At 63.7% G+C, this 17,362-nt stretch carries 18 protein-coding genes, 7 tRNA genes and 1 pseudogene; 21 read left to right on the top strand and 5 right to left on the bottom strand.

Going from position 1 to position 17,362, the window contains the following annotated elements; genetic code table 11:
* The first annotated feature begins 13 nt into the window (after positions 1-13).
* From ACSFCA_RS15405 to ACSFCA_RS15315, 19 genes are all read left to right on the top strand, one after another.
* Positions 14-223 carry a hypothetical protein gene (locus ACSFCA_RS15405; RefSeq protein WP_258353747.1) on the top strand — a complete coding sequence of 70 codons (210 nt, stop codon included), beginning with the start codon at positions 14-16 and terminating at the stop codon, positions 221-223.
* Between the two features lie 208 nt (positions 224-431).
* Positions 432-508 (top strand) — tRNA-Leu (locus ACSFCA_RS15400).
* Positions 509-527: 19 nt separating this feature from the next.
* Positions 528-605: transfer RNA gene (locus ACSFCA_RS15395), tRNA-Pro, on the top strand.
* A 26-nt stretch (positions 606-631) separates the two neighbouring features.
* Positions 632-707, top strand: a tRNA-Trp gene (locus tag ACSFCA_RS15390).
* 96 nt (positions 708-803) lie between these two features.
* Positions 804-879: transfer RNA gene (locus tag ACSFCA_RS15385), tRNA-Asp, on the top strand.
* A gap of 8 nt (positions 880-887) precedes the next feature.
* Positions 888-961, top strand: a tRNA-Cys gene (locus tag ACSFCA_RS15380).
* Between the two features lie 25 nt (positions 962-986).
* Positions 987-1,063, top strand: a tRNA-Asn gene (locus ACSFCA_RS15375).
* 73 nt (positions 1,064-1,136) lie between these two features.
* Complete coding sequence (locus tag ACSFCA_RS15370) at positions 1,137-1,853, top strand: SIR2 family NAD-dependent protein deacylase (protein ID WP_435460064.1); 717 nt, start codon at positions 1,137-1,139, stop codon at positions 1,851-1,853.
* Positions 1,854-2,433: 580 nt separating this feature from the next.
* On the top strand, positions 2,434-2,916 hold the full coding sequence (locus tag ACSFCA_RS15365) for an Hcp family type VI secretion system effector (RefSeq protein WP_258353749.1): 483 nt from the start codon (positions 2,434-2,436) through the stop codon (positions 2,914-2,916).
* A 74-nt stretch (positions 2,917-2,990) separates the two neighbouring features.
* A complete protein-coding gene (locus ACSFCA_RS15360; RefSeq protein ID WP_435460063.1) occupies positions 2,991-6,164 on the top strand; it encodes a type VI secretion system Vgr family protein in 3,174 nt (1,057 codons plus the stop codon).
* Between the two features lie 4 nt (positions 6,165-6,168).
* Positions 6,169-6,612, top strand: a complete 444-nt coding sequence (locus ACSFCA_RS15355; RefSeq protein ID WP_435460062.1) for a hypothetical protein — start codon at positions 6,169-6,171, stop codon at positions 6,610-6,612.
* Positions 6,613-6,637: 25 nt separating this feature from the next.
* A complete protein-coding gene (locus ACSFCA_RS15350) occupies positions 6,638-7,081 on the top strand; it encodes a DcrB-related protein (RefSeq protein WP_435460061.1) in 444 nt (147 codons plus the stop codon).
* Positions 7,082-7,104: 23 nt separating this feature from the next.
* Positions 7,105-11,619, top strand: a complete 4,515-nt coding sequence (locus ACSFCA_RS15345; RefSeq protein ID WP_435460060.1) for an RHS repeat-associated core domain-containing protein — start codon at positions 7,105-7,107, stop codon at positions 11,617-11,619.
* A gap of 8 nt (positions 11,620-11,627) precedes the next feature.
* The gene (locus ACSFCA_RS15340; RefSeq protein ID WP_435460059.1) at positions 11,628-11,957 is read left to right on the top strand and encodes a hypothetical protein; all 330 of its coding nucleotides are present in this window, start codon (positions 11,628-11,630) and stop codon (positions 11,955-11,957) included.
* 48 nt (positions 11,958-12,005) lie between these two features.
* Positions 12,006-12,293: a hypothetical protein gene (locus ACSFCA_RS15335; protein WP_435460058.1), complete on the top strand. Its 288-nt coding sequence runs from the start codon at positions 12,006-12,008 to the stop codon at positions 12,291-12,293.
* 17 nt (positions 12,294-12,310) lie between these two features.
* Entirely contained in the window at positions 12,311-12,775 is a 465-nt protein-coding gene (locus ACSFCA_RS15330) for a hypothetical protein (RefSeq protein WP_435460057.1), read from the top strand.
* Positions 12,772-13,263, top strand: a complete 492-nt coding sequence (locus ACSFCA_RS15325) for a hypothetical protein (protein WP_435460056.1) — start codon at positions 12,772-12,774, stop codon at positions 13,261-13,263. Before ACSFCA_RS15330 ends, ACSFCA_RS15325 begins: the two co-directional genes overlap by 4 nt.
* 18 nt (positions 13,264-13,281) lie before the next feature.
* Complete coding sequence (locus ACSFCA_RS15320) at positions 13,282-13,728, top strand: hypothetical protein (RefSeq protein ID WP_435460055.1); 447 nt, start codon at positions 13,282-13,284, stop codon at positions 13,726-13,728.
* A gap of 4 nt (positions 13,729-13,732) precedes the next feature.
* On the top strand, positions 13,733-13,960 hold the full coding sequence (locus ACSFCA_RS15315) for a hypothetical protein (protein WP_435460054.1): 228 nt from the start codon (positions 13,733-13,735) through the stop codon (positions 13,958-13,960).
* Positions 13,961-13,990: 30 nt separating this feature from the next.
* On the opposite strand, the gene ACSFCA_RS15310 is transcribed toward ACSFCA_RS15315, so the two are convergent.
* Complete coding sequence (locus ACSFCA_RS15310; protein WP_258353757.1) at positions 13,991-14,389, bottom strand: DUF4431 domain-containing protein; 399 nt, start codon at positions 14,387-14,389, stop codon at positions 13,991-13,993.
* Between the two features lie 96 nt (positions 14,390-14,485).
* Here ACSFCA_RS15310 and ACSFCA_RS15305 point away from each other — a divergent pair, with 96 nt between their 5' ends.
* Together ACSFCA_RS15305 and ACSFCA_RS15300 are read left to right on the top strand one after the other, a co-directional pair.
* On the top strand, positions 14,486-14,794 hold the full coding sequence (locus ACSFCA_RS15305) for a type II toxin-antitoxin system RelE/ParE family toxin (protein ID WP_435460053.1): 309 nt from the start codon (positions 14,486-14,488) through the stop codon (positions 14,792-14,794).
* Positions 14,769-15,134: a helix-turn-helix domain-containing protein gene (locus tag ACSFCA_RS15300; RefSeq protein WP_309148866.1), complete on the top strand. Its 366-nt coding sequence runs from the start codon at positions 14,769-14,771 to the stop codon at positions 15,132-15,134. The genes ACSFCA_RS15305 and ACSFCA_RS15300 overlap by 26 nt, the downstream gene beginning before the upstream one ends.
* Before the next feature lie 203 nt (positions 15,135-15,337).
* On the opposite strand, the pseudogene ACSFCA_RS15295 reads toward ACSFCA_RS15300, so the two are convergent.
* The 4 genes and pseudogenes from ACSFCA_RS15295 to ACSFCA_RS15280 form a co-directional block, all read right to left on the bottom strand.
* Positions 15,338-15,607 (bottom strand): annotated as a pseudogene (locus ACSFCA_RS15295) (helix-turn-helix domain-containing protein); the annotation flags it as partial.
* A 66-nt stretch (positions 15,608-15,673) separates the two neighbouring features.
* Positions 15,674-16,102, bottom strand: a complete 429-nt coding sequence (locus tag ACSFCA_RS15290; RefSeq protein WP_435460052.1) for a hypothetical protein — start codon at positions 16,100-16,102, stop codon at positions 15,674-15,676.
* 125 nt (positions 16,103-16,227) lie between these two features.
* Positions 16,228-16,303 (bottom strand) — tRNA-Thr (locus ACSFCA_RS15285).
* A 25-nt stretch (positions 16,304-16,328) separates the two neighbouring features.
* On the bottom strand, positions 16,329-17,342 hold the full coding sequence (locus ACSFCA_RS15280; protein WP_093051765.1) for a class 1 fructose-bisphosphatase: 1,014 nt from the start codon (positions 17,340-17,342) through the stop codon (positions 16,329-16,331).
* Positions 17,343-17,362: the final 20 nt, after the last annotated feature.

Genomic DNA, 17,362 nt, shown 5'->3' with positions numbered 1-17,362 from the left:
CAGGACACACATCGTGAAAGCCGCACAGATCCGCATCTACAGCACCTGCCCCGCATCGGGCAATGTGTTCGTGCGTATCGCATCGCATGCCGGCCTCAGCTTTGGTCTGCTGCCGTCGTCGCAACAGCTCGATCAGTCCCCGTATTCCATGCAGAAGCCGCAGACCAATCTGTGGTCGTGCGATTACGAGGATCAGGTGCAACCGGGTGGAGGAAGCGCATAGGCGCAGACCTCCCAAGCTCTCTCGAAAAGAGGCCCGGACACCGCAAGGTTCCGGGCCTCTTTGTTTTTCGCGTCACTCATCTTCTCAAGCAGCGATCGTGCTGCATGACACCGGGCTCCGGCCTCGTGAACGCTCTTTAAAAATTCGCAAGCACCGAGGCGAGACCGGCCACTGGAACGGATCGTCGCCTCACACCATCTTTCATTCAGCCCTGGTGACGCAATTGGTAGACGTGTCCGCCTTAGAAGCGGAATCCTGGGAGTTCGAGTCTCCCCTGGGGCACCAATTTTTCTTCTCTTTTTCTCTGGGTGTAGTGTCAATCTGGTAGACGGCCTGCCTTGGAAGCAGGAGGCTGCAGGTTCAAATCCTGCCACTCAGACCATCTTTTTTCTTCGTCTTTTTTTCCACGCGTGTGTAGCTCAACTGGCAGAGCACTGGACTCCAAACCCAACGGTTGAAGGTTCGACTCCTTCCGCGCGCGCCAATCTTTTCTGGCCCTTCGCCTAGTGGCCCAAGGCACCGGGTTTTGATCCCGGCATCCAAGGTTCGAATCCTTGAGGGTCTGCCAGTTTTCTCTTTCGTTCCGCTAACTCAGTGGCCAGAGTGCCTCCCTGTCCAGGAGGAAGCCAGGGGTTCGACTCCCCTGCGGAACGCCATATATTCCGGCGCGATAGCAAAGTGGCTATGCAACGGATTGCAAATCCGTCCACCCCGGTTCGACTCCGGGTCGCGCCTCCATTCATCCATCGATCCATCCACTTTTTCCCCGATAGCTCAGTTGGTAGTAGCAGCGCACTGTTAATGCGCGTGTCACACGTTCGATCCGTGTTCGGGGAGCCAAAAAATCTGTCCATCTTTCGCATGGGCGCCAGCACCATACTCGAACGCAAAAATCCCAAAGGAGCAACGAAGCATGAAACCCGAAGTCCAACCGAACAAGATCGTCGTGTTCTCTGGCTCCGGTGTGAGTGCCGAAAGCGGCCTGCCCACGTTCCGCGATGCCAAGGGCTTGTGGAACACCTACTCGTGGCAGGAACTCGCAAGCCCTGAAGGCTGGCGAAAGTATCCTGAAGCGGTGCTGTCCTTCTACAACGAGCGACGCGCGAAGGCGTGGCAGGCGCAGCCGAACGCCGCACACCTCGCCATTGCATCGCTCGAGTCGGCGTACGAAGTTGTGATCGTCACGCAGAACGTCGATGCGCTGCACGAGCGTGCGGGTTCGCGCAACGTGTTGCACGTGCACGGGCAACTCGCGTATGCGCGCGGCACGTCGGAGCCTGAACCCAGGCGCTACCGCATCGACGGCGAACCCATTGCCATGGGCCAGTTGTGCGAGGACGGCACGCAACTGCGGCCCGACATCGTGTGGTTCGGCGAAGCGGTGCAGCACTTCGACGAAGCTGAGTTGCATGTGGCCACCGCGGCACGCGTGCTGGTGGTGGGTACGTCGCTCACTGTCAACCCGGCGGCATCGCTGGTGCGATACGCGGATCGCTCTGCGCAGAAGGTGCTGGTTGCGCTCGACATGGAAGACGTGCCGCACGGATTCACCTTCCTGCAAGGCAAGGCCACTGACGTGGTGCCGGCCTTGGTGGCAAGGTGGCTTCACGAGGCGAGAGCCGGCACGTGATTGCCCTGCAGCGCTGCTTCAACCCAAGCCCGTCATCGTGTCGATGACGGGCTTTTTTATTGATCTTTCTTGTTCGAATCGATCAGCGCATCGTGCAGGCAGTGTCTGTAGTTCTTTCTCCGCATGCCGTTTGGCACTGGTCGTGCGCAGGTGCCTCGCTTAAGGTACGGGCCTTGCGAACCCGATGTGGCGCGGACCGCCAACACCTCGCAGACCCTTTGGCTCATTGTGTCTTCGCGAGATGAGGCGGCTTAAAACTTATTGTTTTGTTTCGGACGTCTTCTGAAGAAATAGACAAAAAAGATCCGTGCAACAGATCGATAAAGCAGGAAAAGTTTGTTAAAAATCGGGCCTTCCGTTGCGTACTTGTTTCGATTTGATCGAATGGAAAGTGGGCACGAATGGATTCGAAGGCGCGATGTAATGCGAAAGCGTTGCGCCTGAAAAATGGGGCGACCCCCGCTGTGTCACCAGCGCTGGCGCCATCCGGTTGCGATTCGCTGCCGTCCTCCTGCAAGGGGAGGGCGGCTGGTTCCACGGTGTCCTCAATGGGCACGCAATTTCTGAGGGAGTTGATCTCATGGCAGTAGACATGTTCATGCGCGTTGAAGGCGCAAACGGCGAATCGAAGGACTCGAACCACAAGGAGTGGACGGACATCAAGTCGTTTGCGTGGGGAGCAACGCAGCCTGGAAACATGGTCAGCGGCGGCGGCGGCGGGGTTGGCAAGGCCAGCTTCAACGACCTGCAGGTGCTGGCACGCATCGACAAGGCGGCGCCTTCGGTGCTCAAGAACTGCGCCAGCGGCAAGCACCTGGCGAAGATCGAAGTGTCAGTCTGCAAGGCCGGCGGTTCGCAGATCGAATACACCCGCGTCACGCTCGAAGAAGTACTGGTCACCTCGGTGCAGTACACGGCCGAGCAGGGTTCGGACGCCGTGTTCGTGCAGTACGCCTTCCAGGCTGCGAAGGTGAAGCAGCAGTACTGGGAGCAGACCGACAAGGGCGGCAAGGGCGCCGAGACGGTGCTGGGCTGGAACATCAAGGAAAACAAGGAAGCATGAGTTCCCTTTGCCGGGCGCGTTGCTCGCTTCTGCGGCACGCGCCGGGCTCGCATTGACCAGGGAGCCTTCCAGGAATGACCCGCAGCTTCATCGCCCACAGCGTGTTGGGCGAGCGCCTGAAGTTCCGCTCGATGACGGGACAGGAGCGCATCTCCGCACTGTTCGAGCATCGCGTTCGACTCATCAGCGACATGCCCAACATCCAGCCCAAGCGCATGCTGGGGGAGGACATGAGCATCGAGGTGAACCTCGCCACGGAACTCGGCGGCGCCGGCAAGCGCTTCCTGAGCGGACAGGTCACGCGCTTTGCTTACGTGGGCAAGGACGACGGCGATATGTGCGTGTACGAGGCCACGCTGCGCCCCTGGCTGTGGTACGCCACGCGGCGCTCCGACTTCAAGATCTTCCAGTTCAAGACGGCACCGCAGATCCTGCAGGAGGTGCTCGCGCCCTACGGCTATGCCATCGATGCGCGCCTGAGCGGCAACTACCGCACCTGGGACTACTGCGTGCAGTACTCGGAGAGTGACTTCAACTTCGTCAGCCGGCTCATGGAGCAGGAGGGCATCTACTACTTCTTCTCGCACGCGCAGGGCAGCCATCAGCTGGTGCTGTGCGACGGGGCGGATTCGCACACCCCCCTGCCCAGCGGTCCGGTGAAGGTGCCGTACCACGCGGGCGTGCTGGCGGCGCAGATCCTCGAGCAGGACTTCATCGACAGCTGGAGCCATTCGGAGGACATCGCTTCGGGCAACTTCGCGGCTGACGACTACGACTTCAAGAAGCCCAACGCCGAGATCGACACAGTGCGCCAGCAGCCGGCCGGCCACAGCCGCGATGACTTCGAGATATACGACTGGCCCGGCGGCTACACCGAGCTGGGTGACGGCGAGAACTATGCACGCCTGCGGCTGGAGCAACTCGCCGGGCGCCGCGAACTGGTGAGCGCCGAAGGCAACCTGCGCCACATGGCACCGGGCTACCTGTTCGAGCTGGCGCGCCATCCGAACGCCGAGGACAACCGCCGTTACCTGATCGAGGCCGTGACCTACGACTTCCAGGAGAACGCGCTGCGCGTGGTGGGCGCGGCGGACGCGGCCTACAGCGAATCGACCAGCAGCACCAGCTACCGCCAGACCTTCGAGGTGCTGCCCGACAGCGCACCCTATCGCCCCGCGCGCGTCACGCCCAGGCCTCGCACCACCGGACCGCAGACCGCGGTGGTGGTGGGCCCTGCGGGCGAAGAGATTCACACCGATGAGTACGGCCGCATCAAGGTGCAGTTTCATTGGGACCGCTATGGCCGGCGCGACGAGAACTCGTCGTGCTGGATTCGCGTGTCGCAGACCTGGGCTGGCAGCAACTACGGCGCCATGCATATCCCGCGTATCGGACAGGAGGTGATCGTCGACTTTCTCAACGGCGACCCTGACTATCCGATCGTCACCGGCTGTGTCTACAACGCCGCGCAGATGCCGCCGTGGGAGTTGCCGCGCCACAAGACGCAGACCGGCTTCCAGACGAACTGGAGCAAGGGCGGCGGTGGCAAGCACATGCTGCGCTTCGAGGACAGCCGCGGCACCGAGCACATCGAGCTGTCGACCGACCACGGCAACACCCACCTGCACATGGGCTACCTGATGAACCAGGGCTCGGGCGTGCAGCGCAGCTATGGCTTCGAGCTGCGCACCAACGAGTGGGGCTCCATCCGCGCGGACAAGGGCCTGCTGTTGACCACCTACACGCAAGACTACGCGCAACGCGTCTCGCGCGACAACCCCGACGGCCACGAACACATGGGCGCCACGCTGGCGCAGAGCAATGCGCTGATGCAGGCGTCGGGCCAGGCCATTGCGGCCACCAAGGCGCTGGTCGGGTCGATGGCGCAGGGCAAGAACCAGACGCTGATGGGGCTGGTGCAGGGCGTGCAGGCTGCGGGCGGTGTTTCGCAGGCCGTGGCAGCACTGGCCGTGGGCGGCACGCCGGAAGCGGGCGTTTCCGACAACCCCGACCCGGCCATGGCCGACGCGCAGCAGATGCTCGACCTCTCGCGCAAGATCGACAAGCCCGTGGTCTCCATCGTCAGCCCCGAGGGGCAGACCATGATCAGTCCCAAGCCTATCGTGGTGAGTTCGGGGCAGAGCATGTCGATGCGCGCCACTTCGGCCATGACGCTGACCACCGGCGCGCAGCTCACGCAGCTCGTTACCGGCGGCATGCTCACGCAGGTGAGCGAGGGCGGGCAGGTCAACGTGGTGTCGGGCGGCGACATCGTCTCGCACGCCAGCGCGGGCGCCGTCAACCTGGTGTCGAAGACCGATGCCTCCATGACCTCCACCGAGAGCAACGCCAACATCACCGGCCGCAAGTCGGTCGTGATCCAGGCGGCCGACCAGGACGTGTTCGTCACCGGCAAGACCAGCATCTCGCTGATCTGCGGCAAGTCGTCCATCGTGCTGCTGGCCGACGGCACGGTGAACATCAACGGCGTGAAGGGCCTCGTCAACTTCACGGGCGAGCTCGACCAGCGCGGCAGCAAGATCTTCTTGAACTGCGATGCGCCCATCGGCAGCCAGAGCGAGGAAGCCGTGGTGGAAGACGGCGTGCCCCTGACGCCTGCGGCCGCTGCCACGTCGGCAGAGGCATCGGAGCGTGCTGCGCCCGCAGCCGCGCCGCCGGGCTACGTCACCACCGGCCTCGGCAAAGGCGTCGACGCCATCGCGGCGAGGTCGCCCACGTTGCAGAGGCAGATCAAGTTTCTGCAGGGCGAGAAATGGAATGTCAGCTATGGCCCTGCGGGCGGGGGCTCGTATGCCAACACCAATCCGGGTGTCAGGAAGATCGTGATCGACGGCGACTACGCGAGCGACCCGTACAAGACCGCCGCCTCGCTGTCGCACGAGGTCGGGCACGCGGTCTATTCATACCGCTTCAAGCCCGACATTTCCTCGAAGACCGCGTTCGTCAACAGCATGCTCAGCACCGAGGGCGAGGCTGCGCTGAACCAGATCCAGGTGCAGCGTGAAGTCTGGCGTGCGGCCAAGGTCGACATCCTCCAGGGCGCGAACCCCGCGAACGTGGAGGCCTTCAACGAGGCCTACAACGGCATGGTGAAGGGTGGTACCCGGGAGGCCGCAAGGGCCGCGGCCGGCAAGTACTACGGCACGCTCACCACATCGACCACCGGCGAGCAGTACACGCAGTACTACGGCAACTCCTACGACAAGAAATATGCCGGCAAACACTGAACCCATGAACCTGCAAGCCACGACCATGACGCTCTGGCAGGCCATCGATGCGCTGGCGGCGCAGTTGCCGTTCTCCACGCAGAAGGTCGGCCGCACGCTGTCGACCACCTTGAGCGACACGCATGCAGCGGGCGGCAACGTGTTCCGGTTCTTCGAAGGTACGCCGGTGCGCCTAGCGGATGGCACCGAGCTTGCGCGCATCGACCTGCGCATCAAGCGCGAAGACGCGAGCCAGGGCTTTCTGGTGCTGGAGCTGAAGGGGCGCTGCGTGCCGATGGCCGAAGTGCGCCAGCACTACGCCGCACTGGAACTCATCGACGTGCCGCGCGGCCGTTCGCTCGACGAAGCGAGCACCTTCACGGCCACGCTCGGCTGGGGCCGGCTGTCGTTCGGCTTCACCGAGCGCAACCCCGACTGCCTGGCCTTCGCGGCTTTCGACCCCGCATAGAACAAAACCGGAAGAAAGCAGCCTGATGAAGTACCACATCCAGGAAGGCCAGTTCGACGTGCCGGACGATGGGCGCATCGATCGCTCGATGAACGTGCTGGCCATGCCCGATGGCTCCGGCACCACGCTCATCGTGAGCCGCGACGCGCTGCGCGCGCAGGAGAGCCTGGCGCAGTTCGTCACGCGGCAGATGAACGACCTGACGCGCCAGGTGAGCCAGCTGAAGGAGGTGTCGCGCACCGACATCGCCGTGGGGCCCGCCATTGCGAGCCTGCGCGCCATCGAGCTCGCCACGCAGTTCAAGCAGAACGGACAGGCGCTGCACCAGCGCCAGGCCGTGTTTCTCTTGCCGCAGGACGCCACCGGCAAGGCCGTGCTCATTCTCACGGCCAGTAGCCCCGTGCCGTTCGACACAGAGGCGCTCGCGCTGTGGCAGCGCACGCTCGAGAGCTTTCAGCCCGGGGCCTGACACCTTGAAGGCCACGACGACCCATGGCCGGTAAACCCGCTGCCCGGCTGCACGACCCCATTGCCCACACCAACGCGCACGCGCGCTTCTGGGCCAAGTTCGCGGGCGGGCTGATCGGCGGCATCGCCGTCGGCTTCGCGGTGGGCGTGGCCGCTGCCGCCGTGGTCGGCACCGGGGGGCTTGCGGGGCCGCTGGTGGCGGGCGCTGTGGTGGTGGGCGCGCGCATGGTCGGCGGGTATGTCGGCGCGAGCCTGGGCGAGTCGATTGCCGATGCGCTGGTGCCCGAGACCCTCACCGTGACCGGCATGATCACCAGCGGCTCGTCGGACGTGTTCATCGACAGCAAGGCCATAGGCGCGGCGCGCGCCTCGCCCGAGATGCCAATGGACACTGTGAGCTGCAAGAAAGACTCGCCGCAGATCCTTCTTGCCGAAGGCGCGGAGACCGTGTTCGTCAACATGGGCGTGGCCTCGCGCAAGGACGACCACACCGAGTGCGGCGCCAAGGTGAGCGAAGGCTCGCCTACCGTCTTCATCGGTGGGCCGACCGCACGCGTGCGCGAGGTGGCCGACGAGGTGCCGCTCATCTCGAAGGTGCTGGTGACCATCTTCAACGTGGTCATGATCTACCGCGGCCTGCGCTGCCTGCCCAAGCTCGCGCGCCAGGGCAAGAACGCGCTGCCTTGCCTGATCGAAGGCGCGGTGGGGCTGGGCATGGGCATCCACGGCCTGGTCAGCTCCTTCGGCAACCCGGTGCATGCGGCCACGGGCGGAAAGTTTCTGGGTGGCGAGAGCGAGCTCGACTTCAGCTTGCCCGGCCCGCTGCCCATTGCGTGGCAGCGCTTCTACAGCAGCCATGACCTGCGCCGCGACGGCGCGCTGGGGCAGGGCTGGAGCCTGCCCTATGCGATGGAGCTGCGGCTGGGCAACGACGCCGCCGGACAGCCCACCGTGACGCTCATCGATGAGCAGGGCCGGCCGATGGTGCTGCCAGACATCGAGCCCGGTACTCGGCAATACAGCCTGCGCGACGGACTGGACCTGTGCCGCTCCGAAGGCGGCCACTACTTCATTCACGTGCCGGGCGGGCTGTTCTTCATGTTCGAGCCACCGGCCGAAGGCGAGCCGCCCGCGCAGACGCTGAAGCTCGCGCGGCTCGAGGACCGCAACGGCAACTTCATCGACCTGCGCCACGATGCGTTGGGCCGGCTGAGCGAGGTGACCGACAGCACCGGGCGCCTGCTGGCACTCGACTACGCGGGCGAGAGCCGCCGGCTGGGGGCAGTGCGCCTGGCCGCCGGTGCATCCGGCGAGCTGCCGGGCCTGCTGGTGGCGTACAGGCACGACGCCGAAGGCCGCCTGCTCGACGTGACCGACCGCAACGGCGTAGTGGTGCGCCGCTTCGGCTACGACGCCGAGGGCCTCATGAGCTTCCACGCCGACGCGGCGGGGCTGGAGTGCCACTACGAGTGGCGCGGCCCGGCCGGCGACGCGCACGTGGCCCGCCACTGGACAAACGACGGCGAGAGCTACACCGTGCGCCGCATGACGCCCCCCGCGGACGATGCGCTGGCGCTGGGCGAGACCCTGGTCATCGACCAACTCGGCCGCGAATTCGCCTGGCACTGGAACGCCGACCACCAGGTCACCGACTACATCGACGCGGCGGGCCGCCAATGGCATGCGCAGTACAACGAGCTGCGTCAGCTCGTCGCCATCACCGAGCCGGGCGGCGCCACCACGCGCTGCGCCTACGACCCCATGGGGCTCATGAGCAGCCGCACCGATGCGCTCGGCCGCACGCAGAGCACCGGCTGGACCGAGTTCGGCGAGCGCTGGCGCGAGACCCTGGCAGACGGCAGCACCTGGACCTACGCCTACAGCGACCAGGGCAACCTGGTGCGCGAGACCGACCCGCTGGGCCACACCACCGAGTACGCCTACGACAGGCGGGGCCTGCCCATCGTCGTTACCGACGGCAAGGGCGGCACCAACCGCATGGCCTGGAACGAGTGCGCGCAACTGGTCTCCCTGACCGACTGCTCCGGCAAGACCACGCGCTACGCCTACGACGGCTGGGGCCACCTGCAGGCCGTGACCGACGCCGCGGGCCAACGCACGAGATTGACACACGACGCCATGGGGCGGCTGCTGTCGGTGTCGCAGCCTGACCAGAGCCACCAGTCGTTCCGCCGCGACGCGGCCGGCCGCATCGTGGCCGCCACCGATGCGCTGAGCCGCAGCACGCAATTCGCACTCGGCCTGCGCGGCCAACCGCTGACGCGGCAGGACGCCGAGGGGCGCCGCATCGCATGGCACTACGACAGCGCCCAGCGCCTGCAGTCGCTCGTCAACGAGAACGGGCTGCACTTCGAGTTCGTGCGCGACGCTGCCGATCGCGTGGTGGAAGAGCGCCGCGTGGGCGGCACACGCGTGCAGGTGGAATACGACGCCAACGGCTGGCCGGTGTGCGTCACCCATGTGCCGGGCATCGGCGACGAAGACCTCGCGCTGCACGACGGCACCGCGCCACGGCCCGCCGCGAGCCGCCCCTTGCGCACCGAGCTGCTGCGTGACGCCGTGGGTCGCCTCGTCGAGAAGCGCACCCAGAGCCACCACTACCGCTACAGCTACGACCAGCTAGACCGGCTGACCGAAGCGATCAAGCAGGAGGCGCCGCAACCCGGCACGGGTGACGAACCACGCGCGCTGCACCGCACCGTGTTCGCTTACGACAAGCTCGGCCGGCTGATCGAAGAGACCGCCATCGACGAGCTAACCGGCGAAACGCACACCCTGCACCACGCGCACGACGAACTCGGCAACCGCACGCAGACGTTGCTGCCCGCGCTCGCTGAGCACACGGGCCAGCAAGGCGTGCAGCGCGCGCTGAACTACCTTTACTACGGCTCCGGCCACCTGCACCAGGTCAACCTGTCGCAGCAGCGCGGCGATGCGCCTGCGGTGCACCAGCTCATCAGCGACATCGAGCGCGACGACCTGCACCGCGAGGTGGGGCGCAGCCAGGGCGCGCTGCACACCCGCTTCGCGCTCGACCCGCTGGGCCGGCGCGCCGCATCGTGGTGCCGGGCCGGCGGGCTGGACACAGCCTTCACTACGCAAGACCCGAGCTGGCGCCAGGCCATCGACAGCGCCGGCATGCCCGGGGCGCGCCTGCTCGACGGGCTGATGAAGGAATACAGCTACGACCCAGTGGGCGAGCTGCGGCAGAGCCGGCATTCGCTGCAAGGCACGACAGGGCACCGGTACGACGCTACCGGGCGCATCGAGGAGACCTTGCGCAGCGCGGCTGCCAACAGCGAACGCTTCGCCTACGACCCCGCGGGCAACCTGCTCGATGCATCATCGACCGCGCCCGGCTATGTGCGCGACAACCTCGTGCGTGTGTTCGAGGACAAGCGCTACAGCTACGACGGCCACGGCCGGCTGGTGCGCAAGCTGTCGGGCAGGCACACCGCGCAACGCTTCGAGTGGGACGACGAGAGCCGGCTGGTGGCCGTGCACACCACGCGGCGCCCGAACACGCCCGAGGCCACCACGCAGGTCACGCGCTTCGACTACGACGCCATGGGGCGGCGGGTGGCCAAGCACGATGCGTTCGGCAGCACGCGGTTTGTTTGGGAGGGGATGCGGCTCATCGAGGAGCGCCGGGGCGCGCAGGTGGTGAGCTATGTGTACGAGGCCGGCGGGCACTTGCCGGTGGCCCGGCTCGATGCCAGGGCCGAGCCCGCGCACGACGACGCTGCGGTCGCTCAGGTCTTTCACTTTCACAACGGCCCTGCGGGCCTGCCCGAAGAGCTGAGCAGCAACGACGGCAACCTGTGCTGGCGCGCGAGCTACCGCACCTGGGGAGCGACCGTTGCCGAGCAATGGGAAGTCACATCGCTGAACGGCCGGCCTGTCAGTGCCGCCGAGAAAGCAACCGATGCTCTCGCGCAAAACCTGCGCTTCCAGGGGCAGTACCTCGACCGGGACACGGGGCTGCACTACAACACCTTCCGGTTTTATGACCCGGACATCGGGCGGTTCATCAGTCCTGACCCGATCGGATTGGCGGGCGGCATTAATCTCCAGGCGTATGCGTCGAATCCAATCTCATGGATCGACCCTTGGGGGCTGAGTTGCAGCTTCGACAGCAAGAGCAGCAGGTGGAGAAACAACGAGACAGGGCGCTTCACTTCACGGCCCACCAGTCCGTCTGATCTGGTGCGAAACGGCAAGGTCGACTATGGCGACCTGCAGGCTTGGGCCAATCAGAACAGGCTGCCGAACAACTGGACCCCGAATACGACCAAGTTTCCGTCGGGCGGCTTCAAGTACGAGTCTCCTCCTTACTCGGCACACGGACACGGGCCAAACCCGACGGCAGTCAGCAACTGGCCGACATCCAACGCCGCATTGGGCCCAACTGTCAGCATCAAGGGGCCGGGGGGGAACTTTCGAACGGACGGAACTTGGGGTACGTTCGGGTCCAACCCAAACGCGGCGCATATTCCGCTCATCAACTCGCCCTTCTAGTGCCCCCCATGACCCCCAAAGAATTGCTGAATGCCGCGGAAAAGCAGCCTACCGTCGGCTCATTGGACGAAGAGCTACAACTCATCCGCAACATTCGGGCGCTGACACTGGGCGACATCGAACAAGACCTGCCATCGTTCATTGCGCTCGTCGAGGTCGTGCAGACCTGGCATGCGGACAACGGGATCTTCGAGATGGGCGAGGCTGAAGAAGCCCACACCGTCGGCTTCTTCAATTGGCTGCGGTCCCTGGAGCAGACGCTCAACATGCCGTTGACGAAGCATGCCGATGGGTTGGAACTGACCCGCGCCGAAATGGCGAAGAAGATGTCTCCCTAGCGGCGGTGAATGCTCGACATCTACTTCGTCCCACCTTCATGCAGGGCCATGCCCAGGGATCCGCGCGGGTTGGTGCACGCGGGTTCCATCGATTTCGATGCGCATCGCTCCTTGGCCGCTGTGTTCGACCAATGCAGGCAAGCGGGCGCCAACCTCACGTACTTCGACGACTCGCTGCTGCGCCCCGAGCAGGTCGTGACGATGCAGCGTGTGTTCGACGCGAACACCGGCGCGCTTGGCGCGCATCGCGGGCAGATCGCGGCCTTCAAGGCGATCCGCAGGATTCTTGACCGCGCCGCAGAACAGGGCATGGGGCTTGCGGCGTTCTGCGACTGAGGCCGGAGAAGAGCGCCTTGAAGATCGTCCAGTTTTCCGAGACCGCAGACGGTTACGCGATGGACAGCTCGGGCTACCCCGCCTACGTGGCGCAGGTCAGGCACCGGGTGCCGGCGGATGCCCTGTCGTTCATGAGCGCGCCGTGGCACTACGCGCACAGGGACGAGCGATGCCCGCACGACGCGCGCCTGCAGAAGCTGGTTGTGCTGGAGTTCGAAGAAGGGGAGCTTCGAGCGAGCCGCATGGAGATTCACCTCGCTGGCGCGTACGGCAACAGGCTCTTGCTGAGCTACAGCGACGTGCAGTCGTATTCGGTGGAGAAGACGAAGAGCGAATGGCCCGCAGGCGACCGGTCGCATGGCGATTGGCTGGTCGACGAGATGCTGGTTCTGGACGACGAATTTCTGAGCCATGAGATCGTCTTCACGCACGCCGTGATTCGCATCAAGCACCGGGACTTGAAGTACGCGGTGAGCCCGTGACGTCGGTGCTTCCACCGTTCATCCTGGATGCGACAGCGCAGCCCACCGGCTGCGTGCATGACCACGCCGGCCTGGGCGCTGCGCTGTCGAACGCTTTGGGCGTGGCGTTCGTTCTGGACGACGACATGAACTACAACCCCGCGCAGTCGCTGACGTGCAAGCTGTCGGGGCGGGACGCGATGTTGAAGAAGCGCTTCGAATTCGATGTTCGCTTCTACATCTCGTCGAAGGCGCCGCTGTTTGCCGTCTACTGCTTCGACAGGAAGTGGGGCATGGTCGACCGAGGCGATGTCAATCACCCGATCGATCCAGCGAGGTTGCCCGAAGCGGTGAGGGCTTCGATAGACAAGGGCCGGGCCGTGCTTGCGGCGCAGGGTCTGCAGGAAGTGGCGCACGCGTATTTCTTTTTGCCTGCACCGGGCTGCACCACGCAGCTCGACGGCTTGCCGGCGACCGTGTTCGAAAGCCTGTTCGCCGAGATCGTTTGACCGGCCCCTGCACTTGCCATGACGCAGACCATTCAGAAACTCCAAGCCTTCGCTGCGGCAAGAGACTTCGAGCCGCTGCCCGATACGCCTGCTCACGAACTCGACGAAGTACTCCACGCCTTCAGTGCAGCCAAGGCACACGCTACAGGCCACGGCCCCGCCAACGATCGGTACTCGCACCTGATCGATTGCGAGTTCAGCAAGGAAATGCAGGCCCGCTTCCATGTACGCTTCGACTTGCGCGTTTTCGTGGTCTTGCCGTACGTCATGAGCGACGGTGTGAGGCAGCTTGCCGTCGACCACGCGGAGCTTGCCGAGCGGTGCGCACCATTCGTGAAGATGCTGCAGGACCGGAAGTTCGACCAGATTTCCTTCGATGATGCCGCGCGGTCTCTTTCGGACGAAATGTTCGACAAGGGATTCGCCGACGACACAGTGCTGGCCTACTTCTTCGAGAGCCTGTAGGCCCATGACCGCGATGACCCCCGGCAAGCTGTTGGCATATTGGGCAACGCGGCCGACCGTGATGCCGATGCAGGAAGAGCTGAGCCTGATCCGCGATATGCGCGCACTGGACACTGCCGACATTGCGAAAGATCTGGCGTCGTTCATCTCGCTCAGCCGACCCAGTCGATCAACCTGTCGTACAAGAAGCCGCAAAAATTTCCAAACCGTGAGCCGGGCCGAACCGCGCTGACCGCCCTGTGAATCGGCGGGCCTTTTCGGGCTACTTGATGGGCGAGATCGACACCGGAAAGATCAGCACGTTCGTCTGATGGTTGCCATTGTCCGAATGGAAGAGTCGGCCGGTGACCTCGACCGTCTTGCCCTTGAGGCGCTTGAACGCAGCCATGTTCTTTTCGTCGAGCGCCATGTGCAGTAGCACCACGTTTTTCTCGGCAGGCCAATCACGCGGCTCGTCTTCCGGCACGGAGATGGGCTCGGTGAGCCGTATCGCCGGGAACTTGAGCTTCTCTCCCTCGGGCTTCATCCCGTCAGCGGAGAGCAGCGTGCCTTGGAGCGTGACGACGGCTGGCTCATAGGGGAGGGGCTTGGCGGTCGCGAGCGAAGCACAGAGCGCGAAGGCTAACGAACACAGGATTGAAGCGAAGGGCGTGTTTTGCATGGCGAATTTCTGATGCCGGATTCGTGACAGGCCTCACGATCGTGCAAGCGTAGACTGTACGTCAGTGGCGTACGACTTGGCGCATGCTAACCGTCGTTGGAACACCAACTTTTCCAGAAGCTATGGCCGAATTATTGGACAGAGGACGAGCGCGGTGAATTCGCAGCCTACATCTCTGAGAACCCTGACGCTGGCGATCTCATCCAGAAGTCCGGCGGGGTCCGCAAGGTGCGTTGGAGCCGCGCCGGATCGGGCAAGAGCGGCGGCGTACGGGTCGTGTACTTCAACCGCGGCAGGTTCGACGAAGTCGTCTTGATATTGATCTATGCCAAAGCGAACCTCGATTCGATCTCTGGCGAAACCTTGAAGGAGTTGCGCGATGCCGCAGAAAAAGCCAATGGGTGATGCCGAACTGGCCGCCTTCGAAGCGAGCCAGGACTTCGAGGCCTTGCTTATTCAGTCTGCACGCGAGATGGGCGCGGGCAAGACGCGCAAGGTCTACACGCCGGTCGTTGCCGCGCGTGAGAACGCGGGCTTGTCGCAAGCCGGGTTTGCGCAACTGCTGGGCGTCTCGGTTCGTACCTTGCAGCAATGGGAGCAGGGGCGTCGCGAGCCGACGGGCGCCGCGAAGACGCTGATTGCCATTGCAGAGAAGATGCCTGAGGCACTAAGGGCGGTTGATCCCGAGTACAAGGCGCCGCGACGTGCGCTCGGTCGTGCGAAGAGCAGGCAGATCAAGACTTAAGCTTCCGCATCGTCGAGCGCAGCAGCGATCACGGTGATGCGCTCAAAGTCGACGCGATCCCCAATTTGTTCACCGCATGGAGGCGTCCGCCAGCGCGCTTCTCCCATACATTTGAAGGTCCGCCGCGCCTCACGGCGGGACATCGATGCACACCGCAGCGATGTCGATGTGAGGCACAAAAGGCGACGGCCAAGGTGCGCTAACACCATGGCTGTGTGGATCTGCCGCAGATTGCGCCGCTGTTTCCGCGATTTGGTGGCCTCGATCGCGAGCCAGGTCGCGAGCTTCTCGGCATAGGGATCGAGCTTGCTCGAGCCCGTCCGCTTGGCGTAGCGCGGCATTTCTTCGCCGCCTCGCAGGTACTTCTTTACGGTGTTGCGAGACAGGCCTGTACGCCTGGCTATCTCGCGGATGGACATCTGCTCGCGCAGGGCCCAACGTCTGATGACACTCAATGTCGCCACGTCTATCACTCCTAGGATCCCCTGCTTTAAAAAACAGCAGGGTAGGGTTTTACGTGGGTCAGTCTTAGACGGAAATTACTGCGCTAGCTGGGTCAATTTTCGACGGTAAACAACAGCCCAGTAGTGGTAAGTCGACAAGGCAACGTCGGAAAGCGCCAGATAAAACCGATGACGCCAGAACTCTTCGAAGTCTTCAACAATCCGAGCTTGTGGCTGCACCGTGATCAGCTTTTTGAGGTCTTGGTACGCAAGGATGTGACGCGCTGCTGTTAGCCAGTTCAGCCGATTCGCTTCCGCCACCTCACGTGTAGGGTCGGGCATCAATGCGTTGTATGCCCACTCAAGAGTTCGTTTGCACTGCTCCAGCAACTCCTGCTGCTTGCGCGCGTCTTCGTCTCGGCGGTTCTTTATGACGGTAACTACGAGTGCTCCGAGGGCCACTAGCGTGCCAATGGCGGTCAGAGTGTCGAGCACTGGCTTCAGGTACGTATCGAACCAAGGCATCCGCAGCTCCAAAGAAAAAGCCTCCCACAGGGGAGGCCTTCGAAACCAGAAAAATCACTCTCTGGTGATTTTGCTGGTACCTTGATCAAGGTAAGTGGGTACTCTCGCGAATACGCCTATAAAAATGGTGCCGGAGAGATGAATCGAACACCCGACCTTCTCATTACGAATGAGCTGCTCTACCGACTGAGCTACACCGGCGAAGCCTCAGATTATAGCCAAGAAATCACGCCTTCTCGGCGTGGTACTGGGTCAGCCGCTCAACTTCGTTACGCGAACCCAACATCACGCTCACCCGCTCGTGCAGTTTGGTGGGCTGCAGGTCGAGGATGCGTTGCTTGCCATTGGTGGCCGCGCCGCCGGCCTGTTCGACCAGCCAGCTCATGGGGTTGGCCTCATACATCAGGCGCAGCTTGCCGGCCTTTTCGGGCTCGCGCTTGTCCCACGGGTACATGAAGACGCCGCCGCGCATCAGGATGCGGTGCACGTCGGCCACCATGCTGGCAATCCAGCGCATGTTGAAGTCCTTGCCGCGCGGGCCTTCCTTGCCGGCCAGGCATTCGTCGATGTAGCGCTTCATGGGCTCGTCCCAGTGGCGCATGTTGCTCATGTTGATGGCAAATTCCTTCGTGTCGGCCGGAATCTGGATGTCTTCCTGCGTCAGCACGAAGCTGCCTTGCTCGCGGTCCAGCGTGAACATGGCCACGCCGTTGCCCACGGTCAGCACCAGGGTGGTCTGCGGGCCGTAGATGCAGTAGCCGGCGGCCACTTGTTGGGTGCCGGCCTGCAGAAAGTCGCCTTCCTGCACGCCGGGGTGGTCGTCGGGCTTCTTCAGCACGCTGAAGATGGTGCCGATGCTGACGTTCACGTCGATGTTGCTGCTGCCGTCGAGCGGGTCGAACATGAGCAGGTATTCGCCCTGCGGGTAGCGGTTGGGCACCACGTAGATGCTGTCCATTTCCTCGCTGGCCATGGCCGCGAGGTGGCCGCCCCATTCGTTGGCCTCGATCAGCACTTCGTTGGCGATGATGTCCAGCTTCTTCTGGATCTCGCCCTGCACGTTCTCGCTCTCGGCCGTGCCGAGCACGCCGCCCAGCGCGCCCTTGTTGACGGCCTGGCTGATGCTCTTGCAGGCGCGCGCGACCACTTCGAGCAGCAGGCGCAGCTGGCCGGGAATGAGGCCGTCGGCACGCTGCTGTTCGACGAGGTAGCGGGTGAGGGAAATCTTTTGTTGAGCCATGTGTCTTGTGGGGTTCGGTT

Origin of the sequence: Variovorax multivorans, assembly GCF_051216835.1 — a bacterium.
Lineage (GTDB): Bacteria > Pseudomonadota > Gammaproteobacteria > Burkholderiales > Burkholderiaceae_C > Variovorax.
This window is presented reverse-complemented; position numbering and strand designations above follow the sequence as displayed.